The 25,897-nt window shown below is 62.1% G+C and carries 24 protein-coding genes and 1 other RNA gene; 14 read left to right on the top strand and 11 right to left on the bottom strand.

Translation table 11 applies throughout. From position 1 onward, the window contains the following. Positions 1-14: 14 nt before the first annotated feature. The 4 genes from HH213_RS05140 (at position 15) to HH213_RS05125 (ending at position 2,272) form a co-directional block, all read left to right on the top strand. Positions 15-896, top strand: coding sequence for an SMP-30/gluconolactonase/LRE family protein (locus HH213_RS05140; RefSeq protein WP_169111174.1), 882 nt, complete (start codon positions 15-17; stop codon positions 894-896). 29 nt (positions 897-925) lie between these two features. Further along, the gene (locus tag HH213_RS05135; RefSeq protein WP_161054294.1) at positions 926-1,348 is read left to right on the top strand and encodes a DUF7684 family protein; all 423 of its coding nucleotides are present in this window, start codon (positions 926-928) and stop codon (positions 1,346-1,348) included. 62 nt (positions 1,349-1,410) lie between these two features. Beyond that, positions 1,411-1,896, top strand: a complete 486-nt coding sequence (locus HH213_RS05130) for a hypothetical protein (protein ID WP_169111172.1) — start codon at positions 1,411-1,413, stop codon at positions 1,894-1,896. 13 nt (positions 1,897-1,909) lie between these two features. Beyond that, positions 1,910-2,272 carry a hypothetical protein gene (locus tag HH213_RS05125; protein ID WP_169111170.1) on the top strand — a complete coding sequence of 121 codons (363 nt, stop codon included), beginning with the start codon at positions 1,910-1,912 and terminating at the stop codon, positions 2,270-2,272. On the opposite strand, the gene HH213_RS05120 is transcribed toward HH213_RS05125, so the two are convergent. The 4 genes from HH213_RS05120 to groES form a co-directional block, all read right to left on the bottom strand. Continuing rightward, positions 2,269-2,697, bottom strand: coding sequence for a VOC family protein (locus tag HH213_RS05120; protein WP_169111168.1), 429 nt, complete (start codon positions 2,695-2,697; stop codon positions 2,269-2,271). The two genes, HH213_RS05125 and HH213_RS05120, sit on opposite strands and share 4 nt — an antisense overlap. Positions 2,698-2,783: 86 nt before the next feature. After that, positions 2,784-3,236, bottom strand: coding sequence for a cupin domain-containing protein (locus tag HH213_RS05115; protein ID WP_169111166.1), 453 nt, complete (start codon positions 3,234-3,236; stop codon positions 2,784-2,786). An 88-nt stretch (positions 3,237-3,324) separates the two neighbouring features. Then, positions 3,325-4,974, bottom strand: coding sequence for a chaperonin GroEL (groL, locus tag HH213_RS05110; RefSeq protein ID WP_110844882.1), 1,650 nt, complete (start codon positions 4,972-4,974; stop codon positions 3,325-3,327). A 47-nt stretch (positions 4,975-5,021) separates the two neighbouring features. Beyond that, on the bottom strand, positions 5,022-5,312 hold the full coding sequence (gene groES, locus HH213_RS05105; RefSeq protein ID WP_026637491.1) for a co-chaperone GroES: 291 nt from the start codon (positions 5,310-5,312) through the stop codon (positions 5,022-5,024). A gap of 196 nt (positions 5,313-5,508) precedes the next feature. Here groES and HH213_RS05100 point away from each other — a divergent pair, with 196 nt between their 5' ends. Together HH213_RS05100 and HH213_RS05095 are read left to right on the top strand one after the other, a co-directional pair. Continuing rightward, positions 5,509-6,264 (top strand): helix-turn-helix domain-containing protein, encoded by a 756-nt coding sequence (locus tag HH213_RS05100; protein ID WP_229263304.1) that lies wholly within the window; start codon positions 5,509-5,511, stop codon positions 6,262-6,264. A gap of 54 nt (positions 6,265-6,318) precedes the next feature. Then, positions 6,319-7,773 (top strand): FAD-dependent monooxygenase, encoded by a 1,455-nt coding sequence (locus HH213_RS05095; protein ID WP_169111162.1) that lies wholly within the window; start codon positions 6,319-6,321, stop codon positions 7,771-7,773. Here the strand turns inward: HH213_RS05095 and araH are convergent. Genes araH through dgoD form a run of 5 tightly spaced genes read right to left on the bottom strand, consistent with a single transcriptional unit; the run spans position 7,748 to position 15,009 of the window. Then, positions 7,748-8,728, bottom strand: coding sequence for an L-arabinose ABC transporter permease AraH (gene araH / locus HH213_RS05090; RefSeq protein WP_110844879.1), 981 nt, complete (start codon positions 8,726-8,728; stop codon positions 7,748-7,750). The two genes, HH213_RS05095 and araH, sit on opposite strands and share 26 nt — an antisense overlap. Next, positions 8,725-10,299: an L-arabinose ABC transporter ATP-binding protein AraG gene (gene araG, locus HH213_RS05085; protein WP_169111160.1), complete on the bottom strand. Its 1,575-nt coding sequence runs from the start codon at positions 10,297-10,299 to the stop codon at positions 8,725-8,727. The genes araH and araG overlap by 4 nt, the downstream gene beginning before the upstream one ends. A 2-nt stretch (positions 10,300-10,301) precedes the next feature. Next, the gene (locus tag HH213_RS05080) at positions 10,302-11,273 is read right to left on the bottom strand and encodes an arabinose ABC transporter substrate-binding protein (RefSeq protein ID WP_110844877.1); all 972 of its coding nucleotides are present in this window, start codon (positions 11,271-11,273) and stop codon (positions 10,302-10,304) included. Positions 11,274-11,302: 29 nt separating this feature from the next. Then, complete coding sequence (locus HH213_RS05075; protein ID WP_169111158.1) at positions 11,303-13,867, bottom strand: beta-galactosidase; 2,565 nt, start codon at positions 13,865-13,867, stop codon at positions 11,303-11,305. Further along, positions 13,861-15,009, bottom strand: coding sequence for a galactonate dehydratase (dgoD, locus tag HH213_RS05070; protein WP_169111156.1), 1,149 nt, complete (start codon positions 15,007-15,009; stop codon positions 13,861-13,863). The genes HH213_RS05075 and dgoD overlap by 7 nt, the downstream gene beginning before the upstream one ends. 220 nt (positions 15,010-15,229) lie before the next feature. On the opposite strand from dgoD, the gene HH213_RS05065 reads away from it, so the two are divergent. From HH213_RS05065 to HH213_RS05030, 8 genes are all read left to right on the top strand, one after another. Then, complete coding sequence (locus HH213_RS05065) at positions 15,230-16,156, top strand: SMP-30/gluconolactonase/LRE family protein (protein ID WP_229263303.1); 927 nt, start codon at positions 15,230-15,232, stop codon at positions 16,154-16,156. Between the two features lie 58 nt (positions 16,157-16,214). Continuing rightward, a complete protein-coding gene (locus HH213_RS05060; protein ID WP_169111154.1) occupies positions 16,215-17,183 on the top strand; it encodes a LysR substrate-binding domain-containing protein in 969 nt (322 codons plus the stop codon). 137 nt (positions 17,184-17,320) lie between these two features. After that, positions 17,321-19,852: a TonB-dependent receptor gene (locus HH213_RS05055; RefSeq protein ID WP_169111152.1), complete on the top strand. Its 2,532-nt coding sequence runs from the start codon at positions 17,321-17,323 to the stop codon at positions 19,850-19,852. Positions 19,853-19,956: 104 nt separating this feature from the next. After that, entirely contained in the window at positions 19,957-22,737 is a 2,781-nt protein-coding gene (gene galA / locus HH213_RS05050; RefSeq protein WP_169111150.1) for a beta-galactosidase GalA, read from the top strand. An 88-nt stretch (positions 22,738-22,825) separates the two neighbouring features. Continuing rightward, a complete protein-coding gene (locus HH213_RS05045; protein WP_169111148.1) occupies positions 22,826-23,068 on the top strand; it encodes a hypothetical protein in 243 nt (80 codons plus the stop codon). Next, positions 23,065-23,376, top strand: a complete 312-nt coding sequence (locus HH213_RS05040) for a cell division protein ZapA (protein ID WP_110844870.1) — start codon at positions 23,065-23,067, stop codon at positions 23,374-23,376. The genes HH213_RS05045 and HH213_RS05040 overlap by 4 nt, the downstream gene beginning before the upstream one ends. A gap of 55 nt (positions 23,377-23,431) precedes the next feature. Beyond that, positions 23,432-23,611, top strand: a non-coding RNA gene (gene ssrS, locus HH213_RS05035) — 6S RNA. Positions 23,612-23,687: 76 nt separating this feature from the next. Beyond that, positions 23,688-24,146: an EVE domain-containing protein gene (locus HH213_RS05030; protein ID WP_169111146.1), complete on the top strand. Its 459-nt coding sequence runs from the start codon at positions 23,688-23,690 to the stop codon at positions 24,144-24,146. Here the strand turns inward: HH213_RS05030 and lgt are convergent. Together lgt and HH213_RS05020 are read right to left on the bottom strand one after the other, a co-directional pair. Continuing rightward, positions 24,130-24,987 carry a prolipoprotein diacylglyceryl transferase gene (gene lgt, locus HH213_RS05025; protein ID WP_110844868.1) on the bottom strand — a complete coding sequence of 286 codons (858 nt, stop codon included), beginning with the start codon at positions 24,985-24,987 and terminating at the stop codon, positions 24,130-24,132. The two genes, HH213_RS05030 and lgt, sit on opposite strands and share 17 nt — an antisense overlap. After that, positions 24,981-25,889, bottom strand: a complete 909-nt coding sequence (locus HH213_RS05020; protein WP_169111144.1) for a LysR family transcriptional regulator — start codon at positions 25,887-25,889, stop codon at positions 24,981-24,983. Before HH213_RS05020 ends, lgt begins: the two co-directional genes overlap by 7 nt. Positions 25,890-25,897 lie beyond the last annotated feature (8 nt).

The following is a 25,897-nucleotide window of genomic DNA, read 5'->3' as shown; positions in this document are numbered from 1 at the left end:
GAGGAACCGAACTGATGAGCAAGCATGATGTGCAGTGCCTGTGGGACCTGGGCGCACAACTGGGCGAAGGCCCGCTGTGGGTGGCGGAACAGAACCGCCTGTACTTTGTCGACCTGAAAAGCCAGAACCTGCACGCGGTCGATGTCGGCAGCGGCGAGCGCTACAGCTGGGCCATGCCGGACTACATCTGCTGGCTGATCGCACGCCGCGACGGCGACGGCTTCATGGCCGGCCTGCGCGACGGCATTGCCCGCGTGTGGCTGGAGCCTGAGCTGCGCATCGCGTATCTGCACCGTCCGTTCCCCGAGGATAGCGGCCTGCGCATGAACGATGCCAAGGTCGACAGCGCCGGCCGTATCTGGGCCGGTTCGATGCACAACACCGATTACGCGCAAGCGATCGGCACGCTGTTCCGCCTGGATACCGATCATCAGCTGCACGCTACCGAGAACGACTATCACATCTGCAACGGCCCGACCTTCAGTCTGGACGGCGCCACCATGTACCACACCGACAGCTACGAAGGCCGCACCTACGCCTATCCGCTGGCGGCCGACGGCACGCTGGGCGAGCCGCGCGTATGGCGCCAGTTCGGCGATGGCGAAGGTTCACCGGACGGCATGACGGTCGACAGCGAAGGCTGCGTGTGGATCGCGCAATGGGGTGGCAGCCGCGTCTGCCGTTACTCGGCGGATGGCGAGTTACTGGAGACCATCGCGGTGCCGGTGCGCAATCCGGCCTCGTGCACCTTCGGCGGCGACGATCTGAAAACGCTGTTCATCACCACCGCCAGCGAGGACAACACGCCCGAGCAACTGGCCGCTCATCCGCTGACCGGCGCCGTGTTTGCGGTACGGGTTGACGTTGCCGGCGTGCCGGCGGCGCGCTTCGGCTAAAATGCGGGCTTTAGTACAAGCCCGCCGCCATGCAAACTCCAGCACCTAAATATTTTCACTTTCACCCGGACGCCGACCTTCCTGTATTGGAAGGCCTGCGTGCGTTCAAAACCATTCTTGTCGCCGATGTTGAAGTGCAGGAAACCACCATGTGGGACATCAGCCGCTGGCTGATCGAGTCCGGCAGCCTGTATGTGCTGGTGTGGGGCAAGGACAGCGAACAATGGCGCGAGGCGGTCGAGGATGCGGCGCTGGAAGCCGTCAACTACGAAGACGTGGCGGAACAGCACCGCGTGCTGGTCACCGCGCATGAGGATGACGATCTGGAAGAAGTGTTCTGGTTCGCCCGCCACCGCGCGTCCCATCCGGCTGACCTGCAAGACACCCTCATCCTCCACATCGCCGACACCCCGCGCCGCGAAGAACTCGAAGACGCGTACAGCGACGCCTGAGTTGATCAGCCTCAGTCGCCGCCACGCTTCGTTGTGCTACAAGCGCAGGAGGAGGTGGCGACATGAACAGCAAGCGCATCTATTATTCCTGCAGTACGTGGCTGTCCTACCAGATCTGCCAGCATTATTATGGCCAGCGACATTACGCCTGGTGCGCACCCTTCTTCGACGCGGAATCTGTGTTCAGCCTGCCCAACTCGATCCCGCCGAGTTCGAATCCCCGCGCTATCTATTGGAGTCTCAAAAGGGATGTCGACGCTGGCGACCTTCACTCGGCAAAGATAGCGGACGTGCGGGACGGAATTGAACATGGAGCAGCCATCAAGCGCGCGGCTGGTATCATAACGCGATCGCAATACCTTCAAATCAAACGGATAGCACGGTTTGCTCACGTATCAGATTTTGTGCCACTAATGTTTGTTATTCCCTTGCATCCTGTTACCGGCAGAGTGAAGTTGGTTGATATCAGAAACAGGGCCAGTTCGTTATCCGAGGAATACATCATCACGGATCTGCCACGTCATCTGTTCGATGCGATTGAACTGTAACAGGGAGGATGACATGAACATACTTGCTTATGTTGAATCAGTACCTTATGACACAGCTATCGAAGCAATGTTCTACGTTCGGCGAGCATTTGAGCATGCGGCGTGGCCTAAGGAAATGCGACTGGATATCTTTACGGATCATCCCGATTGCGTGCCTGGCCCGGAGAGTCGGGCGCTAACGCTCGCAATTCTGGCGGGCATCGAAGCCGAGCAGCAAAAAGAAATTGATCAGCTGGATCAACAGACCATCCGGCACTACTCCATCGCCATGAGTGAAGCGAGTACCATCCTGAAAGAGCGCGATCCGGAAATGTACCCGGACAATGGCGAGGAGTTGCTGCGCCAGTTGCGCGCGGAATGGCCTCGCCACCGTTAGAACGTGATGCGCACGGACGGCGCGCTGCGCTTGGCCTCACCGTGGAACACCGCTTCGATGTTGTTGCCGGCCGGGTCGAGCACGAAGGCGGCGAAGTACCCGGGGTGGTAGGGACGTTCGCCCGGTGCGCCATTGTCCTTGCCGCCGGCGTCCAGGGCCGCGTGGTAGAACGCCTCCACCATCTTGCGGTCGCTGGCCTGAAACGCCAGGTGATGGCGGCCCGTCAGCACGCCTAGCGCCGCATCGCTGTCCGCGGTCGACACGAACAACTCATCAGCCCAAAAATAGTCGTCGCCGGCGCCACCCAGTGGGATGCCCAGCACGTCAAACACGGCGATATAGAATTTTTGCGTAGCGGGAAGGTCGGACACGACCAGGTGAATATGGTCGATCAAGCGGCCACGGTGCAGTTCTTGTGTTTCCATGCTGTACTCCTTCAGGCGAAGTTCATGGGAACGCAGATTGTAGTCCGAAAGCGCCTTTGGGACGCGCCACGATAGCGGTCGGGCGGTTATTTTGGGGCGCCGACAGGCGCGGCGGTCAGGACGTCATCGTCACTGCTCCACGCGGGCGACGTGACGGCGTAGAACGTCAGCGGCACGCCCTTGCTGGCGCGGATCGAGCGCACCGTGCTGGGCTGGATGACGATGTAGGAACCAGGCTTCACCGCCTGCACCTTGCTGTCGGTCCAGACCTCGCCCTCGCCGCTGAGCACGAAGAACGATTCCTCGCCCAGCTTGTTGTGGCTCCACGCGCTGGCCTTGCCGGGTTCGAGCCGGAACAGCGCCACGCTGACCTTGTCGCTGCGGGCGCCGGGGGGCGCGGTGCGGCCGCTCAGTTCCCACAGCGTGACGCCGGGCGCGGCGTGGATGGCATTCAGTTGGTCGGGATGCAGCACCGGCGGCACGTCCTGCGCCAGTGCGATGGCCGGCAGCGCGGCGAGCAAAAGAGGGAATAATTTCATGCGCATCAGTTTAGCAGATGCAAAAAAGCCCGCGTCGCCGAAGCTTCGCGGGCTCTTGTTGGCAGGCTAAGTCAGCCGGCCGGCAACATTACATCATGCCGTCCATGCCACCCATGCCGCCCATGCCACCCATACCGCCCATGCCGCCGGCTGGTTTGTCTTCGGTGACTTCAGCGATCATGCAGTCGGTGGTCAGCATCAGGCCAGCGATCGACGCTGCGTTTTGCAGTGCCGAGCGGGTGACTTTAGCTGGATCCAGCACGCCCATTTCAACCATGTCGCCGTAGGTGCCGTTGGCAGCGTTGTAACCGTAGTTACCGGTGCCAGCCAACACAGCAGCAACCACTACCGACGATTCTTCGCCAGCGTTTTGCACGATCATGCGCAGTGGCTCTTCCATGGCGCGCAGAACGATCTTGATACCTGCGTCCTGGTCTGGGTTGTCGCCTTTCAGGCCTTGTACCAGCGCACGAGCGCGCAGCAGGGCAACGCCGCCGCCTGGCACGATGCCTTCTTCCACGGCAGCGCGGGTAGCGTGCAGTGCATCTTCCACGCGGGCTTTTTTCTCTTTCATTTCAACTTCGGTAGCAGCACCGACTTTGATCACGGCAACGCCGCCGGCCAGCTTGGCCACGCGCTCTTGCAGTTTTTCACGGTCGTAGTCCGAGGTCGCTTCTTCGATCTGCACGCGGATTTGCTTGACGCGCGCTTCGATGTTAGCGGCTTGACCAGCGCCATCGATGATGATGGTGTTTTCTTTGCCGACTTCGATACGCTTGGCTTGACCCAGTTCTTCCAGGGTGATTTTTTCCAGGGTCAGGCCGATTTCTTCAGCAACTACCTGGCCGCCGGTCAGCACAGCGATGTCTTCCAGCATGGCTTTACGACGGTCGCCGAAGCCAGGAGCTTTGACAGCAACGGTTTTCAGGATGCCGCGGATGTTGTTGACCACCAGGGTAGCCAGTGCTTCGCCTTCGATGTCTTCAGCGATGATCAGCAGTGGACGGCCAGCTTTGGCGACTTGTTCCAGTACCGGCAGCAGGTCACGGATGTTCGAGATTTTCTTGTCGCACAGCAGGACGAATGGGCTGTCCAGCGCGGCAACTTGTTTCTCTTGATTGTTGATGAAGTATGGCGACAGGTAGCCGCGGTCGAACTGCATACCTTCAACGATGTCCAGCTCGTCGTTCAGCGATTTGCCGTCTTCCACGGTGATCACGCCTTCTTTGCCGACTTTTTCCATCGCTTCAGCGATACGCTCGCCGATCGAGGTGTCCGAGTTGGCCGAGATCGCGCCGACCTGGGCGATTTCTTTCGAGGTGGTGGTTGGCTTGGCGATTTTTTTCAGTTCTTCGACGGTCGCTGCAACAGCTTTGTCGATACCGCGCTTCAGGTCCATCGGGTTCATGCCGGCGGCAACGAACTTCATGCCTTCGCGCACGATGGCCTGGGCCAGCACGGTTGCGGTGGTGGTGCCATCGCCGGCGTTGTCGCTGGTACGGGAAGCAACTTCCTTGACCATTTGCGCGCCCATGTTCTGCAGCTTGTCTTTCAGTTCAACTTCTTTGGCAACGGATACGCCGTCTTTGGTGACGGTAGGGGCGCCGAACGAACGTTCCAGCACAACGTTGCGGCCTTTCGGGCCCAGGGTGACTTTAACGGCGTTAGCCAGGATGTTCACGCCTTCAACCATTTTGGCGCGCGCTGCGTCGCCGAAAATAACTTCTTTAGCTGCCATGTTTATTGCTCCTTGAGGTGTTGAGTGGGATCAGTCGGGACCAGGAATTACTTGGTGACGATCGCCATGATGTCTTCTTCGCGCATGACCATCAGTTCCTGGCCGTCGATCTTGACGGTCTGGCCGGCGTATTTGCCGAACAGGACGCGGTCGCCTACCTTGACATCCAGAGGACGGACTTTGCCATCTTCCAGGATCTTGCCATTGCCAACCGCCAGGACTTCGCCTTGATCTGGTTTTTCAGCAGCCGCATCAGGGATGATCAGGCCGGACGCAGTTTTGGTTTCCTGGTCGAGGCGTTTGACGATTACGCGATCGTTCAAAGGGCGAAGGTTCATACAAAACTCCTTAATTTTTAACAATGGTACAGTTGGTTGTCGTTTCAATCAGATTGCTACGACGGAAAGTTGAGCTGGGTGCTGTTAGCACTCCACCGTAACGAGTGCTAATTATAGGGACGACCTCGGTCCATTTCAAGGCGCACAAGCTTGCGAAGCATCAAATAAACATGAAAATAGTATCGATATGACTACAATGCATGATCTTCACCGCGAATTTGCGCCTCCTGAGCCGTTGCGCGGCGCCATCCGGTGCTTCTGGCACACCCGCCGCGCCGACCATGGACCGCGCTTCGAAATCATCCCGGATGGGTATGCGGAGATCATTTTTTACTTCGGTAGCTGTTATCTGGATGGCAAGCCACTGCCGTCGCCATTCCTGATGGGTTTGCTCAACCAGCCGCTGCATCTGACCACCGACGACGTGCTGGAGGTGATCGGCGTCCGCTGTTATCCGTGGACCGTGTTCGATTTGCTCGGCCTGCCGGCGGACAGGGATGGCTTGCGCGCGTTCGAGCATCCGGTGGCGGCGCTGCAACCGGCTTTGCAAGCCTGCGTGGCTGACGGGCGCATCGAGGATGCGGTGGCGCTGCTGGCGGATTACTTCAACGGCGCACAGCCGGCAGCGCTGGATCCTACGCTGTTCAAGGCCGGCGCGGCGATGCTGGAGGCGCGCGGCGTGCTGCCGGTCAGCGAGGTGGCCGCAGCGGCGCATGCGACGGTGCGCACGCTGGAGCGCAAGTTCAAGCAGTCGTCCGGGCATACGGTGAAGGACGTGTCCGGCCTGATGCGCTTTGAACAGGCGCGTAACCGGCTGTGGGCCGAGCCGGACATCAAGCTTGCCGACTTGGCGCAGGCGCTGGGCTACACCGACCAGTCGCACCTGAGCCGCGATTTCAAGCGCTACAGCGGCATGACGCCGGCGGCGTTCGCGCGCAAGCGAAGACCGTAATTTTTGTCGCGTTTGTACAATCCGGCCTGGCCCGCAGAATTTAGACTTGCGGGCATGAAAACTTATGACATCATTATTTCAGGCGCCGGTCCGGTCGGCCTGTTTCTCGCTTGCGAGCTGGCGCTGGCCGACTGTTCCGTACTGATTCTGGAGAAGGCGGAAGATCCGCACTCGCCGTTGAAGCAGATGCCCTTTGGCATACGAGGTCTGAACGCGCCGTCGATTGAGGCGCTGGATCGTCGCGGCCTGCTCGACCAGCTGGAAGTGCCTAAACGTGTCAAAAATCCGTTTGGTCATGTGGGCTCGGCGCAGGCGGGGCATTTTGCTGGTATTCCGTTTTTGTATGGCGATATCGATACCGCACAGTGGCCGCATCGGCTGCCCAGTTCCACGCCCACCAATATGATCTCTGAAATGGCGGAGACCGAAGCGGTGCTGACGCGTCGCGCACAGGCGCTGGGCGTTGAGATCCGGCGTGGCGTGGGCGTGACTGGCGTTGAGCAGGATGATGCTAGCGTTACGGTGAAGGCCGGCTACAGCAGCTTCCAGGGACTGTGGCTGGTGGGTTGCGACGGCGCGCGCAGCGTGGTGCGCAAGGAGGGCGGTTTCGAGTTCGCCGGCACCGAGCCGGAATTCACCGGCTACACGGTGAAGGTGGATTTCGCCAATCCGGAGCTGCTTAATTCCGGCCGCAACGTTACGCCGCGCGGCATGTACTTTCAAACGCAGCCCGGCTACCTGGCTATCCAGGATTTTGATGGCGGCGCGTTTCATCAGCGCGGCGAGGCGGTCACGCTGGCGCACGTGCAATCGGTGTTGCGCAGGATTTCGGCTACCGACATCACCATCAGCGCACTGCACGTCGCCACCACGTGGACTGACCGCGCGCGCCAGGCCACCAGCTACCGCAATGGCCGCATCCTGTTAGCCGGCGATGCCGCGCACATTCACTCTCCGCTGGGAGGGCAGGGCCTCAATCTGGGACTTGGCGACGCGATGAACCTAGGCTGGAAGCTGGCCGCCACCATACGCGGCGATGCACCGGACGGTCTGCTGGACAGCTACGAGGCCGAACGCCATCCGCTGGGCGTGCGTGTGCTGGACTGGTCGCGCGCGCAGGTTGCCATCATGCGTCCTGGCCCGGAAGCCAGCGCGCTGCATGCGATCTTCCGTGATTTGATCAAGACACGCGACGGCGCGACCTACATTGCCGGCCGTGTGTGGGGTATCACCACCAACAGCGTACCTAACTTTGAAATTGATGGCGTGACGGTGCAGGCACTGATGCGTGACGGGCTGGGCATGCTGCTGGACTTCGACGCCGATCCGGCGCTGCGCAGTTGGGCGACTTCGCATGCCGTCAAGTACGTGACGGGCAGCGTGCCGGACCGGCTGGGATACAGCGCATTGCTGGTGCGCCCGGATGGCGTGATTGCCTGGCGAGACGGCGACGGCGACCTTGCGCAGGCCGCCGCGCCGTGGTTCAACGTCGCTCGCCGCGCGTCTTGAGCTGGTCGAGCAGCACCGCGACCAGCAGAATCAGACCGCGCATCAGGTATTGGTAGAAGGCGTCGACGTCCAGCAGGTTCATGACGTTTTCCACAGTCCCCATAATCAGCACGCCGATCAGCACACCGAAGATGCGCGCCTTGCCGCCCTGGAGCGAGACGCCGCCCAGCACGCAGGCGGAGATCACGTCCAGCTCAAAGCCTTGCGCCGCGTTCGGCTGGCCGCTGGTAATGCGTGAGGCGAGGATCAGGCCCGCCATGGCGGTTACCACGCCTTGCAGCAGGAAGATCCACACGCGCAGTCGTTCGACGCGCACGCCGGCCAGCCGCGCGGCTTCTGGATTGCCGCCGATGGCCAGCGTGTTGCGGCCGAAGACCGTCTGGTTGAGCAGGATGCCGAAGACGACGAAGCAGGCGCCGGCCACCAGCACCGGCAGCGGCAGGCCGAAGATGCGGGTGTCGCCGAAGTCGATAAAGCTGTCGTCGTTGATGCCGACTGCCTGGCCTTTGGAGACGATGAAGGCCAGGCCGCGCACCATCAGCATGGTGGCCAGGGTGGCGATCAATGCGTTCACGCGCAGGTAGGCGATCAGGACGCCATTGAGGGCCCCGATCAGCGCACCGGCGCCCAGGCCGGCGGCGACGGCGATGGCGACGCTGCCGCTATGTTCCAGCACGATGGCGCCCAGCACGCCGGCGAAGGCGATGGTGGAGCCGACCGACAGGTCGAAATCGCGCGAGGCAAGGCACAGCATCATGGTGCAGGCGACCATGCCGATCTGCGCCACCGACAGCATCAGCCCGATGACGTTGGTCACGGAGAAGAAATTTTCCACCGTCGCCGACAACACGGCGAACAGCACCAGGTAGGCCAGCGGCATGCTGTATTCCGACAGCCATTGGCGCGAGATTAGCGGCGAGGCCGCAGCGGCGGGATTGAGTTGAGAGACGCTCATGCGATGCTCCGTGTAGGTTGGGCAGGCGATTCGATGTAGGCGGCCGGCGCGGTGGTGGAGGTGGCGGCGGCTGGCGTGGCGCCGTCAGGCAGGGCGAGGCGCAGGACTTCGGTTTCGTTGGCGTCTGCGCGCGACAGTTCGCCGCAGATGGCGCCTTCGCGCATGACGATTACGCGGTCGGCGATGCCCAGCACTTCCGGCAGTTCGCTCGACACCACGATCACGCAACAACCGCGTTCCGCCACTTCATGGATGATGCGGTAGATATCGTTCTTGGCGCCGACGTCGATGCCGCGCGTCGGCTCATCGAGTATCAGCACCTTCAGGCCCGGCTCCGCCAGCCAGCGCGCCAGAATCACCTTCTGCTGATTGCCGCCTGAGAGCAAACGTATCTCCTGCTGGCGATTGGGCGTCTTGATGCGCAGACGGGCGATGAATTCATCCGCCAGCGCCGCTTCGCGCTTGTGGCGCAGGAACACGCCGCCACGCAGATCATTCCTTCGCACGCTGATGTTGATGTTCTCCGCCACCGACGCCGTAGCAAGAATGCCTTGCTCCTTGCGGTCCTCCGGGCACAGCACGATGCCGGCGGCAATCGCATCCGCCGGACCGCCAGTGGCGACAGGCGCGCCATCCAGCAGCACCGTGCCGGCACTGCGCGCATCGGCGTTGTACAGCAGGCGCATTAACTCGCTGCGTCCCGCACCCACCAGGCCGAAGAAGCCCAGCACTTCGCCACCATGGACGCTGAAGCTTTGCGGTCCTTTAATATGCTTGCCATCGAGGCCTTGTACCTGCAGGCGCGCTTGCGTATGCGGACGTTCTCGATAATCGTAGATATCGCTTAGTTCCCGGCCGACCATATCGCTGATCAGCCGATCGCGTGGCACGTTGGCCATCACCTCATGCGTGACGATCTTGCGGCCATCGCGAAAGATGGTGCAGGCGTCGCACAGCTCATACAACTCTTCCAGTCGGTGCGAAATGTAAATCAGCGTGCGGCCATCGGCGCGCAGCTCTTTCACTAAGCGGAACAGGATTTCGGTTTCGCGGTGCGACAGCGAGGAGGTGGGTTCATCGAACGCGATCACCTGCGCGTCCTGCATGATGGCTTTGCAGATCTCCACCATCTGCCGCTGCGCGATCGACAGGTCGGCCAGCCGCGCAGCTGGCGACAGGTCTACGCCGATGGCGGCTAGCTTCTCCGCCACGATGCGATGCGCGCGCGCCTTGTCGAGAAAGCCGAAGCGCGACGGCATGCGGCCCAGCAGCACGTTCTCCGCCACTGTCAGTTCGGGCACGTACTGCAATTCCTGGTGAATGATGGCGATGCCGGCGCGGATTGCATCCTTGGCGCTGGTGAAGTGGCGCTCCTGCCCATCCACCAGCAGCCGGCCGCCATCCGGCTTGTACTGGCCGCCGAGTATTTTCAACAGTGTTGACTTACCTGCGCCATTCTCGCCCAGCAGCCCATGCACCTGACCGGCGTGGGCTGCGAAGCTCACACCGTTCAGCGCCTTCACGCCGGGGAAGAATTTGCACACATGGTCGAATTCCAGATATGCGGCCATGGCTACTGGCCCATCGCTTTGCGGACCTCGGCCTGATTGGCGCGGGTCATCAACATTCCTTTGGTGAGCACTTCAGCCGGTGGCGTGGCTTTGCCGTTGATCCAGTTAACCAGATTGACGGAGGTCTGGTAGCCGTGTTCCTTAGCGCTGATCATCACCGAGCCAAAGAAGCCGGTTGGCTGCGGCTTGTTCAATTCATTTTCCGCGGCCTTGGCGCCGCCGATGCCGATGCCGATCATGTTGTCGGCCTTGATGCCGCGTCCTTCGGCGGCGCGCACGGCGCCGAGTACCGCTTCATCGTTCAGGCCCACCGCCACCCAGTGTTTGAACTTGGCGTTCTTGGTCAGCGCGATGTTGGTGGCGTTGAAGGCGTTCTCGGTGTCGGTCTTGGCTTGGGGAGCGTCGATGATGTTCGCGGCCGGGAAGCCGGCGGCTTTCAGCGCATCGACTGCGCCGGTGGTGCGTTCCTTGCCGGTCGGGAGCTGGTCGTAGGCGACGCGGATTGCGCCGACTTCCGCCATATTCCATTTGCGGGCCTTGATTTCGGCGATGATGCCTTCGCCGACCTGCTTGCCGATCTGGTAGCCGGAAATGCCCATGTGAGGTATGGACTCAATCGGCTTGCCGCTGCCATCGACCAGACGGTCATCGACTGAAACGACTTTGAGGTTGTTGCGCTTGGCCGCGCGTTCGATGGCCTTGCCCAGCTTGACGTCCGGCGCGCAGATGACAAAGCCTTGTGCCTTCTGCGCCGCCAGATTGTCGATGGCCGCCATGGTCTTTTCGCCGTTGGGGATGCCGATCTTCACCAGCGTGAAGCCTTTCTCCTTGGCGGCGACTTCCGCATAACGCCACTCATCCTGGAACCACGGCTCCTCCGCCTGTTTGACGAGGAAGCCGATTTTTACGGGATCAGCGGCATGCGCCCAGGCCGCAGCGCAAAGCGCCGCGGCAACCAACAAAGTACGTTTCATATCCTGTCTCCATTCGATTTATATCGTTATTATGGGTTGATACGTAATTGATACACTGGAATCACCGTCACACTGCGCACGGTTGCCATCTGCTTCGCGCCGCCGAAATCGGGGCGTGCCTCTTTGGGCAGGTAGATAGGCGCATCGGCGCGGAGCGGCAACACGGATACGGTCAGCGGCTGGTCCAGCAGCGCGGCTTGCTGACGCAGGCCGAACTGCCATTGATAGCCGCTGTAGTACCAGTCGTCCAACATGCGGGTGCCTGCATACAGGCGGCCGATGTCGCCGACAAAGTCGATTTGCAGCAGGGCGTCGTCCAAACCTTTCAGCTGCTCGCGCGGGACGTTGATCTGCCATGCGCCGGCGGCCTTGAAGTTTTCCGGCGCCGGCTGGATGGCCGCTTTCGCGCTGCCGCCGATAACCACAGGCGCCGCTTCTTGCGCGTTGCGGGTCTGCGTGACAGTAGCTTTGATCTCGTGCGCAGGCAGCGTCGCTTCAAACGCCTGGAAGATGCCGTCGTTGCCGGCCGCGCGCAGGGCGACGGTGGCGGTCGGCGCATCCACAGCCGCATACGCGCCGGCGTTGGACGGCGCTGCCGCAGCCTTGGCCGCCGGCTTGGCATTCCACGCCGCGCCGGTGGTGGTGGCTTTTGGCGCATTCACCAGTGCCGGGTAGATCGCGAAGCGGAACTTGCTGTCGCCGACCGAACGCAGTTGCAGCGCGTTGCCGTCAACGTAGGCCTGGTCGGCGCTAAGCAGCAGCCGCTGTTGGCCGGCCAGCTGCACCACGCTCAGTTGCTGCGATTGTTCCGCCGTCAGCACCACGATGGTTAGCGGACGCTTGCCGTCGCGCTGCACCGTCACCGCCGCGCCAGCGCCAGGCTGCACGCCGGTGACCAGCGTGTGGCCGGCGCTGGCGGCAACTTGTGCACCGCCTGCCGCCGTAACACGTGTTCCGGCATCGAACGACAGCTCGACCGGCACGCCGGCATTGGCGCCGAATACCGCCACCAGGCCTGCCTTGCCCTGATCCAGCAGCGTCAAAGGCTGGGCGGTGGCGTAGTGCAGGTTGGTGCCGTCGAGGTCCAAATTCAGCGGCCAGATGAAGTAAGCGCCGTTGGCGATGTCCACCGGCTTGCTCGGCAGCGTGATCTGCTGGCCCGGTAACTTGACCGAGAATTGCGTCGTCTTCTGCGCAGCCATGTCGTACTGGCGCACGTGGTTGTTCACGAACAGGAAGCCGCGTTCACCTTCGCTGCGCACCGCAAAGCGCGCGGTGCTCAGGTCATCTGGCTTGGCCGGCGACACGTCCGGCTTGCGCACGGTCATCGGCGCCAGGCGTGAACCGAAGGCGCGCGTGAACAGGTGGAATGGACGCAGCTTCTCCAGCACCTTGCGCTGCTGGCCATCCGGGCCGAGTGGCGCCTGGAAGTCGTAGCTGATCATGGTGGTGTCGTTGTAGCCGCCACTGAGGGAGCTTTCTTCCATGCCGGTGCCGCCGAGGCTCAGCGGATTGCGGCCGCCGTGGAACATGTAGTAACCCATCAGGTTGACGCCGGAACCCAGCTGCACCGGCAGCATGGAGGCGATGTCGTCGGCCGATACCACGGTGCGGCGGCGATACATGAACGGCAGTCCGGCGCCATATTCGGCGCCGAGGAATGGCGTGACCTCCTTGTCGGTTTCGGCGGTGCCCGGCGCGTGGGCCGCGGTCTGCGCACCCAGGTCGCCGCTGACGCGGGTGTCGAAGCGGAAGGCATAGGTTTCTTTCGGCGGCAGCTCTTTGGTGCTAACGCCCCAAGGCTCGTCGGGATAGCCGCCGAATACCGGCGTCACTTCGCCGGTCGGGTAGATGGTGCCGTCCCAGCCGGTGACGGTGTAGTAGGGCACATCCATGCCCGCCTTGAGCGCCAGCTTTTTCAGCGCGGCGATGTGTGCCGCGCCTTTGCCGGGACCATCGATGTTGTATTCGTTTTCCAGCTGGATGCCGATCACATGGCCGCCGTCTTTCCACAGCTGGCCCTTGAGCTGCTGGCCGATCTGCCCATACAGGCGCTCGACGAAGCGCATGTACTGCGGATCGTTGCCGCGCGTCGGCATGGCGTTGACCACCCAGTCCGGGAAGCCGCCGAACCGCACTTCGGCGTGCGCCCACGGGCCGACTCGGACCACGACATCCAGCCCGGCCTTGCCAGCCAGTTCGATGAAGCGATGCAGGTCGCGGTTGCCGGACCAGTCGAATTTTCCTTCGACTTCTTCGTGGTGATTCCACATGACGTAGCTGGCGACGATGTCGATGCCGGCCGCTTTCATCTTGCGCAGTTCCGCTTCCCATTGCGAGGCGGGGGTGCGGCTGTAGTGGAATTCGCCCATCACCGGCAGCCATGGGGCGCCGTTGCGGGTCAGGTAGCGGGCGTTGGCGCCGAGCGTGGCGCCATTTGGCGCGGTGGCGGTGCCGAGCCGCAGCGCGGCGTTGAGCGGGGCGGGCGTTGGCGCGCTGGCGTCGATGGACAACGTGCCGGCGCCGGCAAAGCCGGTGGCCAGCACGCTTGCCACCACCGCCGCGCAAATGCGGAGGCGGGGCGCGATCACCATTCGGCGACGCTGCCGTCTTCGTGGCGCCATACCGGGTTACGCCAGTCCGGCGCGTTCTTGGCGGCTTCGATGACGCGCTCTTCGTCCACTTCCACGCCCAGGCCTGGTTTCGGCAGCGGGTTGCAGTAGCCGTCGACGATCTTGAAGTCTTCCTTGTTGATCACGTAGTCCAGCAGCTCGCCGCCCTTGTTGTAGTGGATGCCCATGCTCTGCTCTTGCAGCACGGCGTTGTACGACACGAAGTCCACCGCCAGGCAGGCCGCCAGCGCGACCGGGCCCAGAGGGCAGTGCGGCGCCAACGTGATGTCGTAGGCTTCGGCCATCGAGGCGATCTTCAGGCACTCGGTGATGCCGCCGGCGTGCGACAGGTCCGGCTGCACGATCGACAGGCCACCGGCCGCGAACACGTTCTTGAATTCGAAGCGCGAGTACATGCGCTCACCGGCGGCCAGCGGGATCGAGGTCATCTCGGCCAGGCGCGGGTAGTACTCGGCCTGCTCGGCCAGTACCGGTTCTTCCACGAACAGCGGACGGAATTGTTCCAGCTCGCGCAGCAGGGTCTTGGCCATCGGCGCGGCCACGCGGCCGTGGAAGTCCAGGCCGAATTCGATGGTGGTGCCGAAGGCTTCGCGGATCTCGGCCACGCGGCGCACCGCTTCGTCGACCTTGGCCGAGGTGTCCAGCATGCCCAATTCTTCGGTGCCGTTCATCTTGAAGGTGTTGAAGCCGCCCTTTTGCAGCGTGCGGATTTGTTCGATGATGTCCGACGGACGGTCGCCGCCGACCCAGCTGTACATTTTCATGCGGTCGCGCACCAGGCCGCCCAGCAGTTCGACCACCGGCTTGCCCAGTACTTTGCCCTTGATGTCCCACAGCGCCTGGTCGATACCGGCGATCGCGCTCATCAGGATGGCGCCGCCACGGTAGAAGCCGGCGCGGTACATGGTCTGCCACAGGTCGTTGATGCGGGCCGGGTCCTGGCCGATCAGATACGGCTCCATCTCCTGAACCGCAGTCTCCACGGTGCGGGCGCGGCCTTCGATGACCGGTTCGCCCCAGCCGACGACGCCTTCATCGGTTTCGATTTTCAGCAGCATCCAGCGCGGTGGAACACGGTAGGTCGTCAGTTTAGTGATTTTCATAGGGTAAAGTCAGGATGGAGTTCGGGGAACAGACGCTCAGTCTAAAACGGCCGGCTAGACTGGAAATATGATTAATTCGCTGGGAGCCATATCATTATCGGATAGCAGCCATGCCGGCGCTGCTATCCGATATCTGCATGGCTGGCGGCGCTTTATTCATAGCTGCGGCCGGCCGCCTTCCCTTAGACTTTCCGCTGTCGAAAACCGTTTCAGGACTCCTATGAATGTAGCCACCCATGCAGCCACCCCGGTCGCCTCCACGCCCGGCATCATGCTGATCCGGGTGGGGCAGGCCGGCTGCGCGCTGCGTTGGGATGCTGTACAGCAATGTTGGCGCTGGCCCGATCCGGTGGGCAGCCAATTGTATGCATGGCCGGCGCCGCCCGCCATGCCGAGCGGCGTCCGCCTGCACGAGAGCGCCTGCGTGATGGTCTGTTGCAGCTCCGGCCGCGTGCTGCTGGGACTGGGCAAGCGGCTCGGCATGCTGGAATTGCCGCAGCCGGGCCAGCCGGTGCGCACCTTGCAGGCCCAAGTGCTGATCACCATCGACGCGGCCGAACCGCGCACCGCCATCAGCGACGGTTGCACCGACCGCGACGGCAATTTCGTGTTCGGCACCGCCAACACGGCGCAGGACCAGCGGCCGATTGGCAGTTTTTACCAGTATTCGCAGCGCTACGGTTTGCGCCGGCTGGCTTTGCCGGCAGTGGTGAAGGCCGCCAGCATCGCATTCAGCCCGGATGGCCGCACGATGATCTTTGCCGACGCCACCCGCGGCGAGTTGATGCAATGCGACTACGATGCCGAGCGGGCCAAGGTTGGCGGAATGAGAACTTTTTCGCAACTGGTCGAGCGCGGCGCCGGCGCCGCCATTGCTGATAGTAAAGGCAACATCTGGAGCGTGCAGGGCGGCGTGCTGGTGCAGTACGACAGCGCCGGCGAAGTCTTGCGGCAGATTTCGCTGGCGCGCGAGGCCGTCGCCTCGGTGGCGTTTGGCGGCGAAGGCCTGCGGCAATTGCTGGTGCTTGGCGCGCAGGGCGGCCTGTACGGCTTGCCGCCCGATGTGGCCAAGGGACTGGCGCGGGGCGTCGCCGACAGCCTGTTTATTGATAGCGGTAGCGCTTCCATACCGGTTTCCCGCACGTGACGGTGATTGACGCTGGTCCAGCCCGCATTTATGATGGGCAATCAAACCAATCACCCTTATGACTGATTCCCGCTCGGACCGCTTTGTTCGTTCCCACCTGAAAACCCGCCACCTGGTCCTGCTCGTTGAGCTGGGCCGGCACGGCTCCATCGCTCACGCAGCGCAAGCCGCCAATCTGACGCAGCCTGGCGCGTCCAAGTTATTGGGCGAGCTGGAACACGCGCTTGGGGTGCAGCTGTTCGAGCGTCTGTCGCGCGGCGTGTCGCCAACGTGGTACGGCAAGGTGCTGATTCGCCGCGCCGGCGCGGCGCTGGCCGAGATGGATGCGGCGCATCAGGAAGTGATGGAACTGCTATCCGGCCTGCGCGGCCGCGTGGGCCTGGGCACGGTGCTGGCGCCGGCCACTGGCCTGGTGCCGAAGGCGATTAACCTGCTGAAGGCGCGACATTCGCGCGTGCATGTGGCGGTGACCATGTCGACCAGCAAAGTGCTGGTGGAACGCCTGCGCAGCGGCGAACTGGATCTGGTGGTGGGCCGCATCCTCGATACCGAGGCGGCCGACGAACTGAATTTCGAACCGCTGACCGACGAGCCGCATGTGCTGATCGCCCGCGCCAGTCATCCGCTGATCGACCGCGCAGACCTGAAGCTGGAAGACCTGATGGAGCAGTGCTGGATCCTGCCGCCGGCCGGCTCCATTCTGCGCGATCGCCTGACCGCGCTGTTTTTATCGCATGGCCTGGAGCAGCCGGCGGAAACCGTCGAAACGCTGGACATGCCGGTGGTTGCTAGTCTCCTGCTCAATAACGACATGATCGTGGCGCTGCCGGTGGAAGCAGTGCAGCCGTATCTGGACGCCGGTTTGTTGAAGGCGCTACCGTTCGATCTGGGTGTGAGCATGGATTCGTTCGGCATTGTGACGCGCAAGCGACACCAGCTCTCGCCTGGCGCCGATGCCATGCTGATCGCGCTGCGCGACGCCGCAGCCAGCATCTATCCTCACTATCGCGCGCCAGCGCAGGCATGACTTGCAGCGTGATATACGAACTTGGTATGGCCCGCGCTAAATAATCTATTGGTTTGAAAATTGGTGTTTCGCTAGCATCCGGTTATCCGTCCAATCTTTAACAGAGACGGGACAAAGACAAACACTGGAGATGCACAATGAAACACAAAAAAATGAGCTGGCTGATTGCCACGCTCTTCACTTCCCCGCTGCTGGTTCAACAGGCCATGGCACAAGACGCCGCCGCAGCAGCAGGCGACATTCAACAAATTAATGTGACCGGTATCCGCGCCTCGGTGCGCAATGCGCTGGCGGCCAAGGAAGCCTCCAACAGCATGGTGGAAGTCGTATCGTCGGAAGACATCGGCAAACTACCGGATACCACCATTGCAGAATCGCTGGCGCGTTTGCCAGGTTTGTCGTCCGGCCTGGATCGCGGCAACGCATCGCAGATCGTCGCGCGCGGTATGGGTCCACGCTTCATCGGCGCCACGCTGAACGGCCGTGAGCTGGCCTCGTCGGAACCAGATCGCGCAGTGCGTTTCGAGCAGTTCCCATCGGAGTCGATCAGCGGCGCGACTGTGTATAAAACGCAGAACGCGGAACTGGTGGAAGGCGGCATCGCTACCACCATCGACCTGCAAACCGTATCGCCACTGAAGTACAACGGCCGTCAGATCAACCTGAAAGCCGATGCACTGTACTACCCGATCTCGAAAGACATCGCCGGCGCCGACAAGACCGCGCCACGCGTGGGCGGCATTTACGTCGACCAGTTCCTGAACAAGACGCTGGGTGCGGCCATCGCTTTCAGCTACCAGGACCAGCCATCGGTGCAGAAGGGCGTGCAGCAGTGGGGCTTCGATGAAAGCACCGCCACCAACAAGACGCCTTGGGGCTTCCAGGATGACATCCGCCGCGGCGACAACAAGCGTAGCAGCGTGCTGGGCAAAGTCGAATGGAAACCGAACAACGATGTCCTGATCACCGCCGACACGTACTTCGCCAAGACCAAGATCAACGAAGACCAGTTGCAGCATTGGACCGAAGGTCTGGCCAACTACGGCAACTACACCAACGTTAACCTGATCAACGGTTACGTGGCCGGCGCTACCGCCGACTGGACCAAGGTTGTGAACAACCACTCGCGCTGGCTGCAGGACGCCAATGTGGCCGCCACTGGCCTGAACGGCAAGTTCACCGCCGGCGACTGGAAAGTCGAAACCGACCTGTCGACCTCCCACGCCATGCGCAGCAGCCAGTGGGTGGATGTGCGCCAGTGGAGCAACGACTACATCAAGACCACCTTCGACTTTACCGGTAACGAACACCAGGCCTACAGCTTCGGCATGGACACCGGCAATCCGGCCAACTACAGCGCCGCAACGCTGTACGTCGACACCGACGGCCACGTGAAGGATCTGCTGAATGCCGTGTCGGTCAGCGCTTCGCGTCCGATCGATAACAGCATCATCAGCCGTATCAAGGTTGGTGTGCGCGCCACCGATCGCGAGAAGAGCTATCGCCAGACCACCTGGGATATGGGTTCCCAAGCGATTCCGCAATCGGCATTTGAAACCGTGAATGTCGCTGGCTTCCCGTCGTACATCGCGCTCAAGGACTTCGACAGCACCATCGCCTCGGTCTACGGCGCCAACGCCACCAACCCGACCGGCCGCGTGCAGACCCAGGACGATCTGCTGTCCGGCTGGAAGGTCAAGGAGCGCAGCACCTCGGCCTTCATCCAGGGTGACCTGGACGGCGAAGCCTTCGGCAAAACCTACCGCGGCAACGTCGGTGTGCGCGTTGTGCACACCAAGACCGACAGCTACGGCATGGAGTCGATCGGCGGCGCGGATGCCACGCCAGTGGAAGGCGGCACCTCGTACACCGAAGTCCTGCCTAGCCTGAACCTGATCTTCAATCTGGACGAAGCGCAGGAACATCAGATCCGCTTCAGCGCGGCGCGCGCCATGTCGCGTCCACCGCTGGACGAGCTGCGTGCTTCGCGCATCCTGAGCACCGTCACCACCGGCCGTCCGCAAACCGGTACCGCCGGCAATCCTGATCTGCTGCCGATGATGGCCAATCAGCTGGACCTGGCGTACCAGTGGTACTTCGCCAAGGGCGGCCTGGTATCGGTGGCCGGCTTCTACAAGCAGGTGCAGCGTTACATCGCCATCACGCAGAGCGAGGCAATTACCCGCTCGGTCAATGGCGAAGGCGGCAATGTGCGCGGCCTGGAACTGGTGTATCAGCAGGCATTCAACTTCCTGCCGGCGCCATTCGACGGCCTGGGTATCGCCAGCAACTACGCTTACACGCTGAGCTCCATCCATGAACAGGTACCGGTCGGTAATCCGTACCCGATCCAGGGTCTGATGAAGAACAACGGCGGCATCACGCTGTGGTACGAGAAAGCAGGCTACGAAGCACGCCTGTCAGCTACCCATCACAGCTCGTTCGTGCGTAACCCAAGCTGGGATGCCGGCCAGCTGCTGGTGAACGGCGCGGAGACCTACTACACGCTGAACCTGGCCAAGCAACTGACGCCTAACATTCAGGTCCGCTTCGGCATCGATAACCTGAGCAATCAGAAATCGGTCTACACCAGCGCCAACAACCCGCTGCAACAGCAGGTGACCGATTACGGCCGCCGCTACAATCTGGGCCTGTCGTTCAAGCTGTAAGCACGTAACCTTTTTATCGTGGTATTTGCGGAGCGGTGCGTGATGGCACTGCTCCGTTTTTTTTATCAGGGGAGACTGCTTTGAAAATAAGACTGATAAGTATCATGCTGTTGTTGATGGCCTGCGTGAATGTCAACGCCGCCACACGCGAACGGCTGTCGCTGGATCGCGGCTGGCTGTTCCACCAGGGTGACATCGTTCAGCCGCCTATCGTTGGACACGAAGAATCCTACAGCAACGCCAAAGCCGGCAGCGCCGGCGGCGCGGCTGGCAATGAATACGACGACTCGGACTGGCGCCGCCTCGACCTGCCGCACGACTGGGCCGTCGAAGGTCCGTTCGATCCGAAGGCCAATGTGGCGCAGGGCTACCGTCCGCGCGGCATCGGCTGGTATCGCCGCTACCTGCAAGTCGATCCGGCGGATCGCGGCAAGCATTTTGAATTGCAGTTCGACGCCATCGCCACCCACGCCACGGTGTGGGTCAACGGTAATGTGGTCAGCCGCAACTGGTCCGGCTACAACGCCAGCTACATCGACATCACCCCGTTCCTGCGTTATGGCGATGCGATGAACACCATCGCCATCCGCGTCGATGCGGAAGCGATGGAGGGCTGGTGGTACGAAGGCGCCGGCATGTATCGCCACAGCTGGCTGGTGAAGCGCAATCCGGTGCATGTGGTGACTGACGGCGTGCACGCCACGCCGCGCCTGGTGAAGGACAAGCAGTGGAGCATTCCGGTTGAAGTCACGCTGAATAACAGCGGCAAGGCCGCCAGCGACGTGATCGTCGAAGTGACGCTGTACGACGCCGCAGGCAAGCAGGTGGCGCAGCGCACCGCCCCGGCGCGCGTGGGCGTGCTGGCCACCAGCACCGTGCAGCTGCCGATCACCGTCAACAATCCTGCCATCTGGTCGCTGGAGAAAACCAATCTGTATCGCGTGACCACGCGCGTTCTGCAAGCCGGCAAGGCGCAGGATGAAGTGTCGCTGAACACCGGCTTCCGCACCATCCGCTTCGATGCGGCGCAGGGCTTCTTCCTCAACGGCGTGCACGTCAAGCTGCAAGGCGTGTGCATTCACCAGGATCACGCCGGCGTCGGCGTGGCGGTGCCGGATTCTGTGTGGGAGTTTCGCCTGCGCCGTCTGAAGGAAATGGGCGTCAACGCCATCCGCTTCTCGCACAATGCGCCGGCGGCGGAAGTGCTGGACATGGTGGACCGCATGGGCTTCGTCGTCATGGACGAGAACCGCAACTTCAACCCGTCGGCGGACTACATGAAGCAGCTGGAGTGGATGGTCAAGCGTGACCGTCACCACCCTGGCATCGTCCTGTGGTCGGTGTTTAACGAGGAGCCGGTGCAGGCCACCGAAGTGGGTTACGAAATGGCGCGTCGCATGTCGGCCGCCGTCAAGGCACTGGACGATACGCGTCCGGTCACCGCTGCGATGAACGGCGGTTTCCTGACCGAGTTGAATGTGTCGCACGCGGTGGACGTGGTCGGCGCCAATTACCAGGTGCCGGATTACGACCGTTATCACAAGGCTTATCCGAACAAGCCGTTCACCAGCTCCGAAGACACGTCCGCCTTCATGACGCGTGGCGAGTACAAAACGGTCAAAGAGAAGAACCTGATCGCCAGCTACGACGACGATGCGGCGCAGTGGGGTAATACCCACCGCGATGCGTGGGAAGCCATCGACAAGCGTCCTTTCGTGGCGGGCGGCTTTGTGTGGACCGGCTTCGATTATCGCGGAGAGCCGACGCCGAATGAATGGCCTTCGGTGAGCTCCGTGTTCGGCATCATGGACTTGAACGGTTTCCCGAAAACCGCCTACTACATCCACCAGGTACAGTGGATCAAGGACAAGCCGCTGATCCACATCGCGCCGCACTGGAACTGGAAGCAGGGCGACAAGGTGCGCGTGATGGTGATGGCCAACGTCGAACGCATCCAGCTGCTGCTGAATGGCCGCGCCTTGGGTGAGCAGAAGACCGATCCTTATCGCATGAATAACTTCGACGTCGCCTTCGAGCCGGGCAAGCTGGAAGCCATCGGCTACCGTGGCGGCAAGGAAGTGGTGCGCACTGCCGTGGAGACCACCGGCGCGCCGGTGTCGCTGGAGCTGGTGCCGGACCGCGCGCAACTGAACGGCGATGGTCGCGATGCGCTGCCGATCACCGTGCGCGCGCTGGATGCACAGGGGCGCGCCGTGCCGCTGGCGGACAATGAGGTGACCTTCGCCGTCACCGGCGGCGGCCGCTCCATCGGCCATGGCAACGGCGATCCGAATTCGCACGAAGACGAGAAGGGCGCCACGCGCCGCCTGTTCAACGGCCTGGCGCAGCTGATCGTGCAGACCAACTACGATGCCAAGGATGCCGTCACGATCAGCGCCACGGCGCCCGGCCTGCAAGCGGCGCGCGTGACGATTCCGGTCAAGCCGGTGGCGGCCGAACCGTTCGTGGCGCCGGCCGATGCGCCGCTGACGTTTGTGCGCAGCTGGCGGATCGCGCCGGATGGCGACGCGCGCCCGGACCCGAACCAGAAGCTGGCCAGCTTCGACATGAATACCTGGGGCTGGGGATCGCCGCCGATGCGCGCCGCCGCAGGCAGCAAGTATCACCTGTACCGCGCCAGCTTCACGCCGCGCAAAAACCTGTCGGATGGCAGTGGCCACATTCGCTTTGCGTCGATCAAGGGCAAGGCCGAGATCTGGCTCAACGGCGCGCTGGTCGGCAAGAAAGACAGCTACGCCGCCGCGCCACTGGACGTGGTGCTGCCGGCCGGCGACGGCAAGCGCGAGATCAATGTGCTGATCGAAGCGGAAGCGGGGCAGGGCGGCGGCATCGAGGGCAATGTCACCATCGAGCCGGTGCAGTAGTTGACGGCGAGTAAATAAATCGCGTGCTTGTCGGTAGCAAACACGCGATTCGGTTGACGGCATCCCGCGCGCTGCCTATAGTGGCGGGATGATTTCAGATTTCCAAGAACTGTCCGATAAAATCGACCAGCTGGCCGAGATGACCGTCGCCCTGCGCCGGGAAAATGCGCAGCTGCGCCAGGCCAACGCCGCCCTCGTGGTGGAGAACATGGGTTATCAACGCCGCCTGAGCGAGGCCTCGACGCGGGTCGAGGCTTTGCTGGAGCAGATCCCGTCCCTGGACGCCGACACTCCCGACGAAAAGCAGCCTGAAAACGAGGACGCACGATGATCCAGGTGGATGTGACCATCATGGGCCTGAGCTACAAGCTGGCCTGCAAGGAAGAGGAAGAAGCGGCGCTGCGCAAGGCGGCGTCTTTCCTGGACAAGAAAATGTCGACGATCCGCGACGCCGGTAAAGTCAAGGGCAATGACCGCATCGCCGTGATGGCGGCATTGAGCGTGGCGGCGGAATTCCTGACGGTGAAAGCGCCGCAAGGTCCGTTGTCTGACATGTCGATTCTGGAAGTACAGACCAAGATCAGCGCCATGCACAAAGTGCTGGACGCCGCGCTGACGCCACAGGAAACCTTGTTTTAATTCGTTTTTAATTGGATCAGCCCTTCCTTTGCGGCGCACAAGAGAGTAAACTTCATTCACCCTGCAGTGTTCGAGACTTGTCATATATTCCTTGAACCATTTTTTTGCACCGGTTACGGAAATTTGTTCGATGGGCGAGAGCGTCGCTAGTCCGATGAACCCGAAATTGAACTAACTGTGACCACCTGAGCCTTTTGGTTCGGGATGCCGGCAAGACGGCACACGTGGGGCCCTATTCAACGAAGAGCGGTTGCAAGCATGTGAATGCGCAGCCGCTTTTTTTCGTCTGGACGTTTTTGCGAGGAGGCGCGATGCAGTATTGGCTGATGAAATCCGAACCGGATGAAGTGAGTATCGACGACGTCATGGCTTCGAAGGACCAGACCACGCCGTGGTTCGGCGTGCGCAACTACCAGGCGCGCAATTTCATGCGCGACCAGATGCAGGTCGGCGACGGCGTGTTGTTCTACCACTCCAGTTGCCCGGAGCCCGGCATTGCGGGCCTGGCGGAGATAGTGAGCGCTCCTTATCCGGACGCTTCGCAGTTCGACGCCAAGGGCAAATACTACGATCCCAAGGCCACGCAGGAGCAGCCGCGCTGGATTTCGATCGATGTGAAGGGCACGCGGAAAACGCGCTTGCTGTCTCTCGCGGAGATGCGGACCATCCCGGCGCTGGAAGAGATGACGGTGCTGCAGAAGGGCAGCCGCTTGTCCATCACGCCGGTCACGCCGGCGCAATGGAAGGCAGTGGTCAAGCTTTTGAAATAATCGGCGGCCGTCCCTGCTGGCGGACCTTGTAAGCCCACACCAGCATCAGGATGGCGCCGACGATCATCGGCAGCGACAGCACCTGGCCTGAGGTGATCGGCAAACCAAGCACGTTGGTTTCCCAGTCCGGCGTGCGGAACCATTCGGTGAAGAAGCGCGCGCAGCCATACAGCAGCGTGTACATGGCGCCGACCGCCAGGCGTGGGCGCTCCTTGCGCGAGTACAGCCACAAAATCACGAACACCAGCAGGCCGTCGATCAGCATCTGGTAGATGGGCGACGGATGGCGCAGTCCTTGCAGGAACACCGGGTCCGGATGCAGCGGGTAGCGGATGTCCGGCCACAGCATGGCCCACGGCAGCGATGGATCGCTGACCACGCGGCCCGGCAGTTCGGCGTTGATGAAGTTGCCCATACGGCCGGCGGCGTAACCCAGCGGCACCAGCGGCGCGATGAAATCGTACACGTCCAGCAGGTTGCGGCCGGCCTTGCGCGCCCACAGCGACATGGCGATCACCACACCGAGGAAGCCGCCGTGGAATGACATGCCGCCATGCCAGACCTTGAAGATTTCGATCGGGTCGGAGAAGTATTTTACCGGCTCGTAGAACAGCACCTCGCCCAGGCGGCCGCCGATGATCACGCCCATCATGCCGTAAAACAGCATGTCGTCCAGATCCTCTTTCTTCCACAGCTGCGCGGCGATGTGCGGCTGCTTGATGCGCACCCGTCCCAGCGCGATGAACAGCGCAAAGGCCAGCACGTACATCAAACCATACCAGTGGATTGCTACCGGCCCCAGTTGCAGGGCGACGGGATCGGGCATTGGGTGTATCAGCATAGAGCGCTTTTCCTCAATTCGTTTCTTAATAAATCCAAAAAGCCGTGCAGCACCGGCGAGGCGTTGTCGCGCCGCCAGGCCAGGCCGGTTTCGACCAGTGGCGTGGCGGTGGCCAGCGCCCGGTATTCTACCCCGGTCCGCATCAGATTGGAGACGGACTGCGGCACCAGCGCCATGCCAATGCCGGCCGATACCAGGCTGACGATGGTCTGCATCTGGATCGCTTCCTGCCCGATCTGCGGCGTGATGCCGGCGTCGCGGAACACGGACAGGATGGCGTCATGCAGCGCCGGCGAGATCGCGCGCGGGAAGATGATCAGCGGTAGTGGCGGCAGGGCTGACAGCGTCAGCTTGCCTTTCTTTTTCAGCGCCGGCAGGCCGGCGGGCAGGGCCAGCACCAGCGGCTCGTTCAACACTGGCAGGTAGTCGAGTTGTTCTTTCGCCTTGTCGGGCAGCGGCGGGATCAGCAGGCCGGCGTCGATGCGGTTGTGCAGCAGGTCGTTCAGTTGCAGGTCGGAGGTGGCTTCCTGCAGTGTGATCTGTACTTGCGGATAGGCGGCGCGGTAGGCGCGCAGAAAGGGCGGCAGCACGCTGTAGTCGGCCGACGAGACGAAGGCCAGCGTCAGGCGCCCGACTTCGCCGCCGGCGGCGCGCTGCACCAGTTGCGGCAGCTCCTGCGCGTGCGCCAGCATGCGGCGGGCTTCCGGCAGCAGCGCGGCGCCGGCCGGCGACAGCGTCACGCCACGGCGGTTGCGCTCGAACAGCGGCGCTCCCAGTTCTTCCTCCAGCGCCTGGATGGTTTGCGACAGCGGCGGCTGCGTCATGTGCAGGCGTAGCGCCGCCTTGCCGAAGTGGAGTTCTTCGGCGACGGTCACGAAGTAGCGCAGCTGTCGCAGTTCCATATGGTTTA

Source organism: Duganella dendranthematis (assembly GCF_012849375.1).
Lineage (GTDB): Bacteria > Pseudomonadota > Gammaproteobacteria > Burkholderiales > Burkholderiaceae_D > Rugamonas > Rugamonas dendranthematis.
Note: the sequence above shows the minus strand (reverse complement) of the source record. Positions and strands in the feature narration are given on the sequence as shown.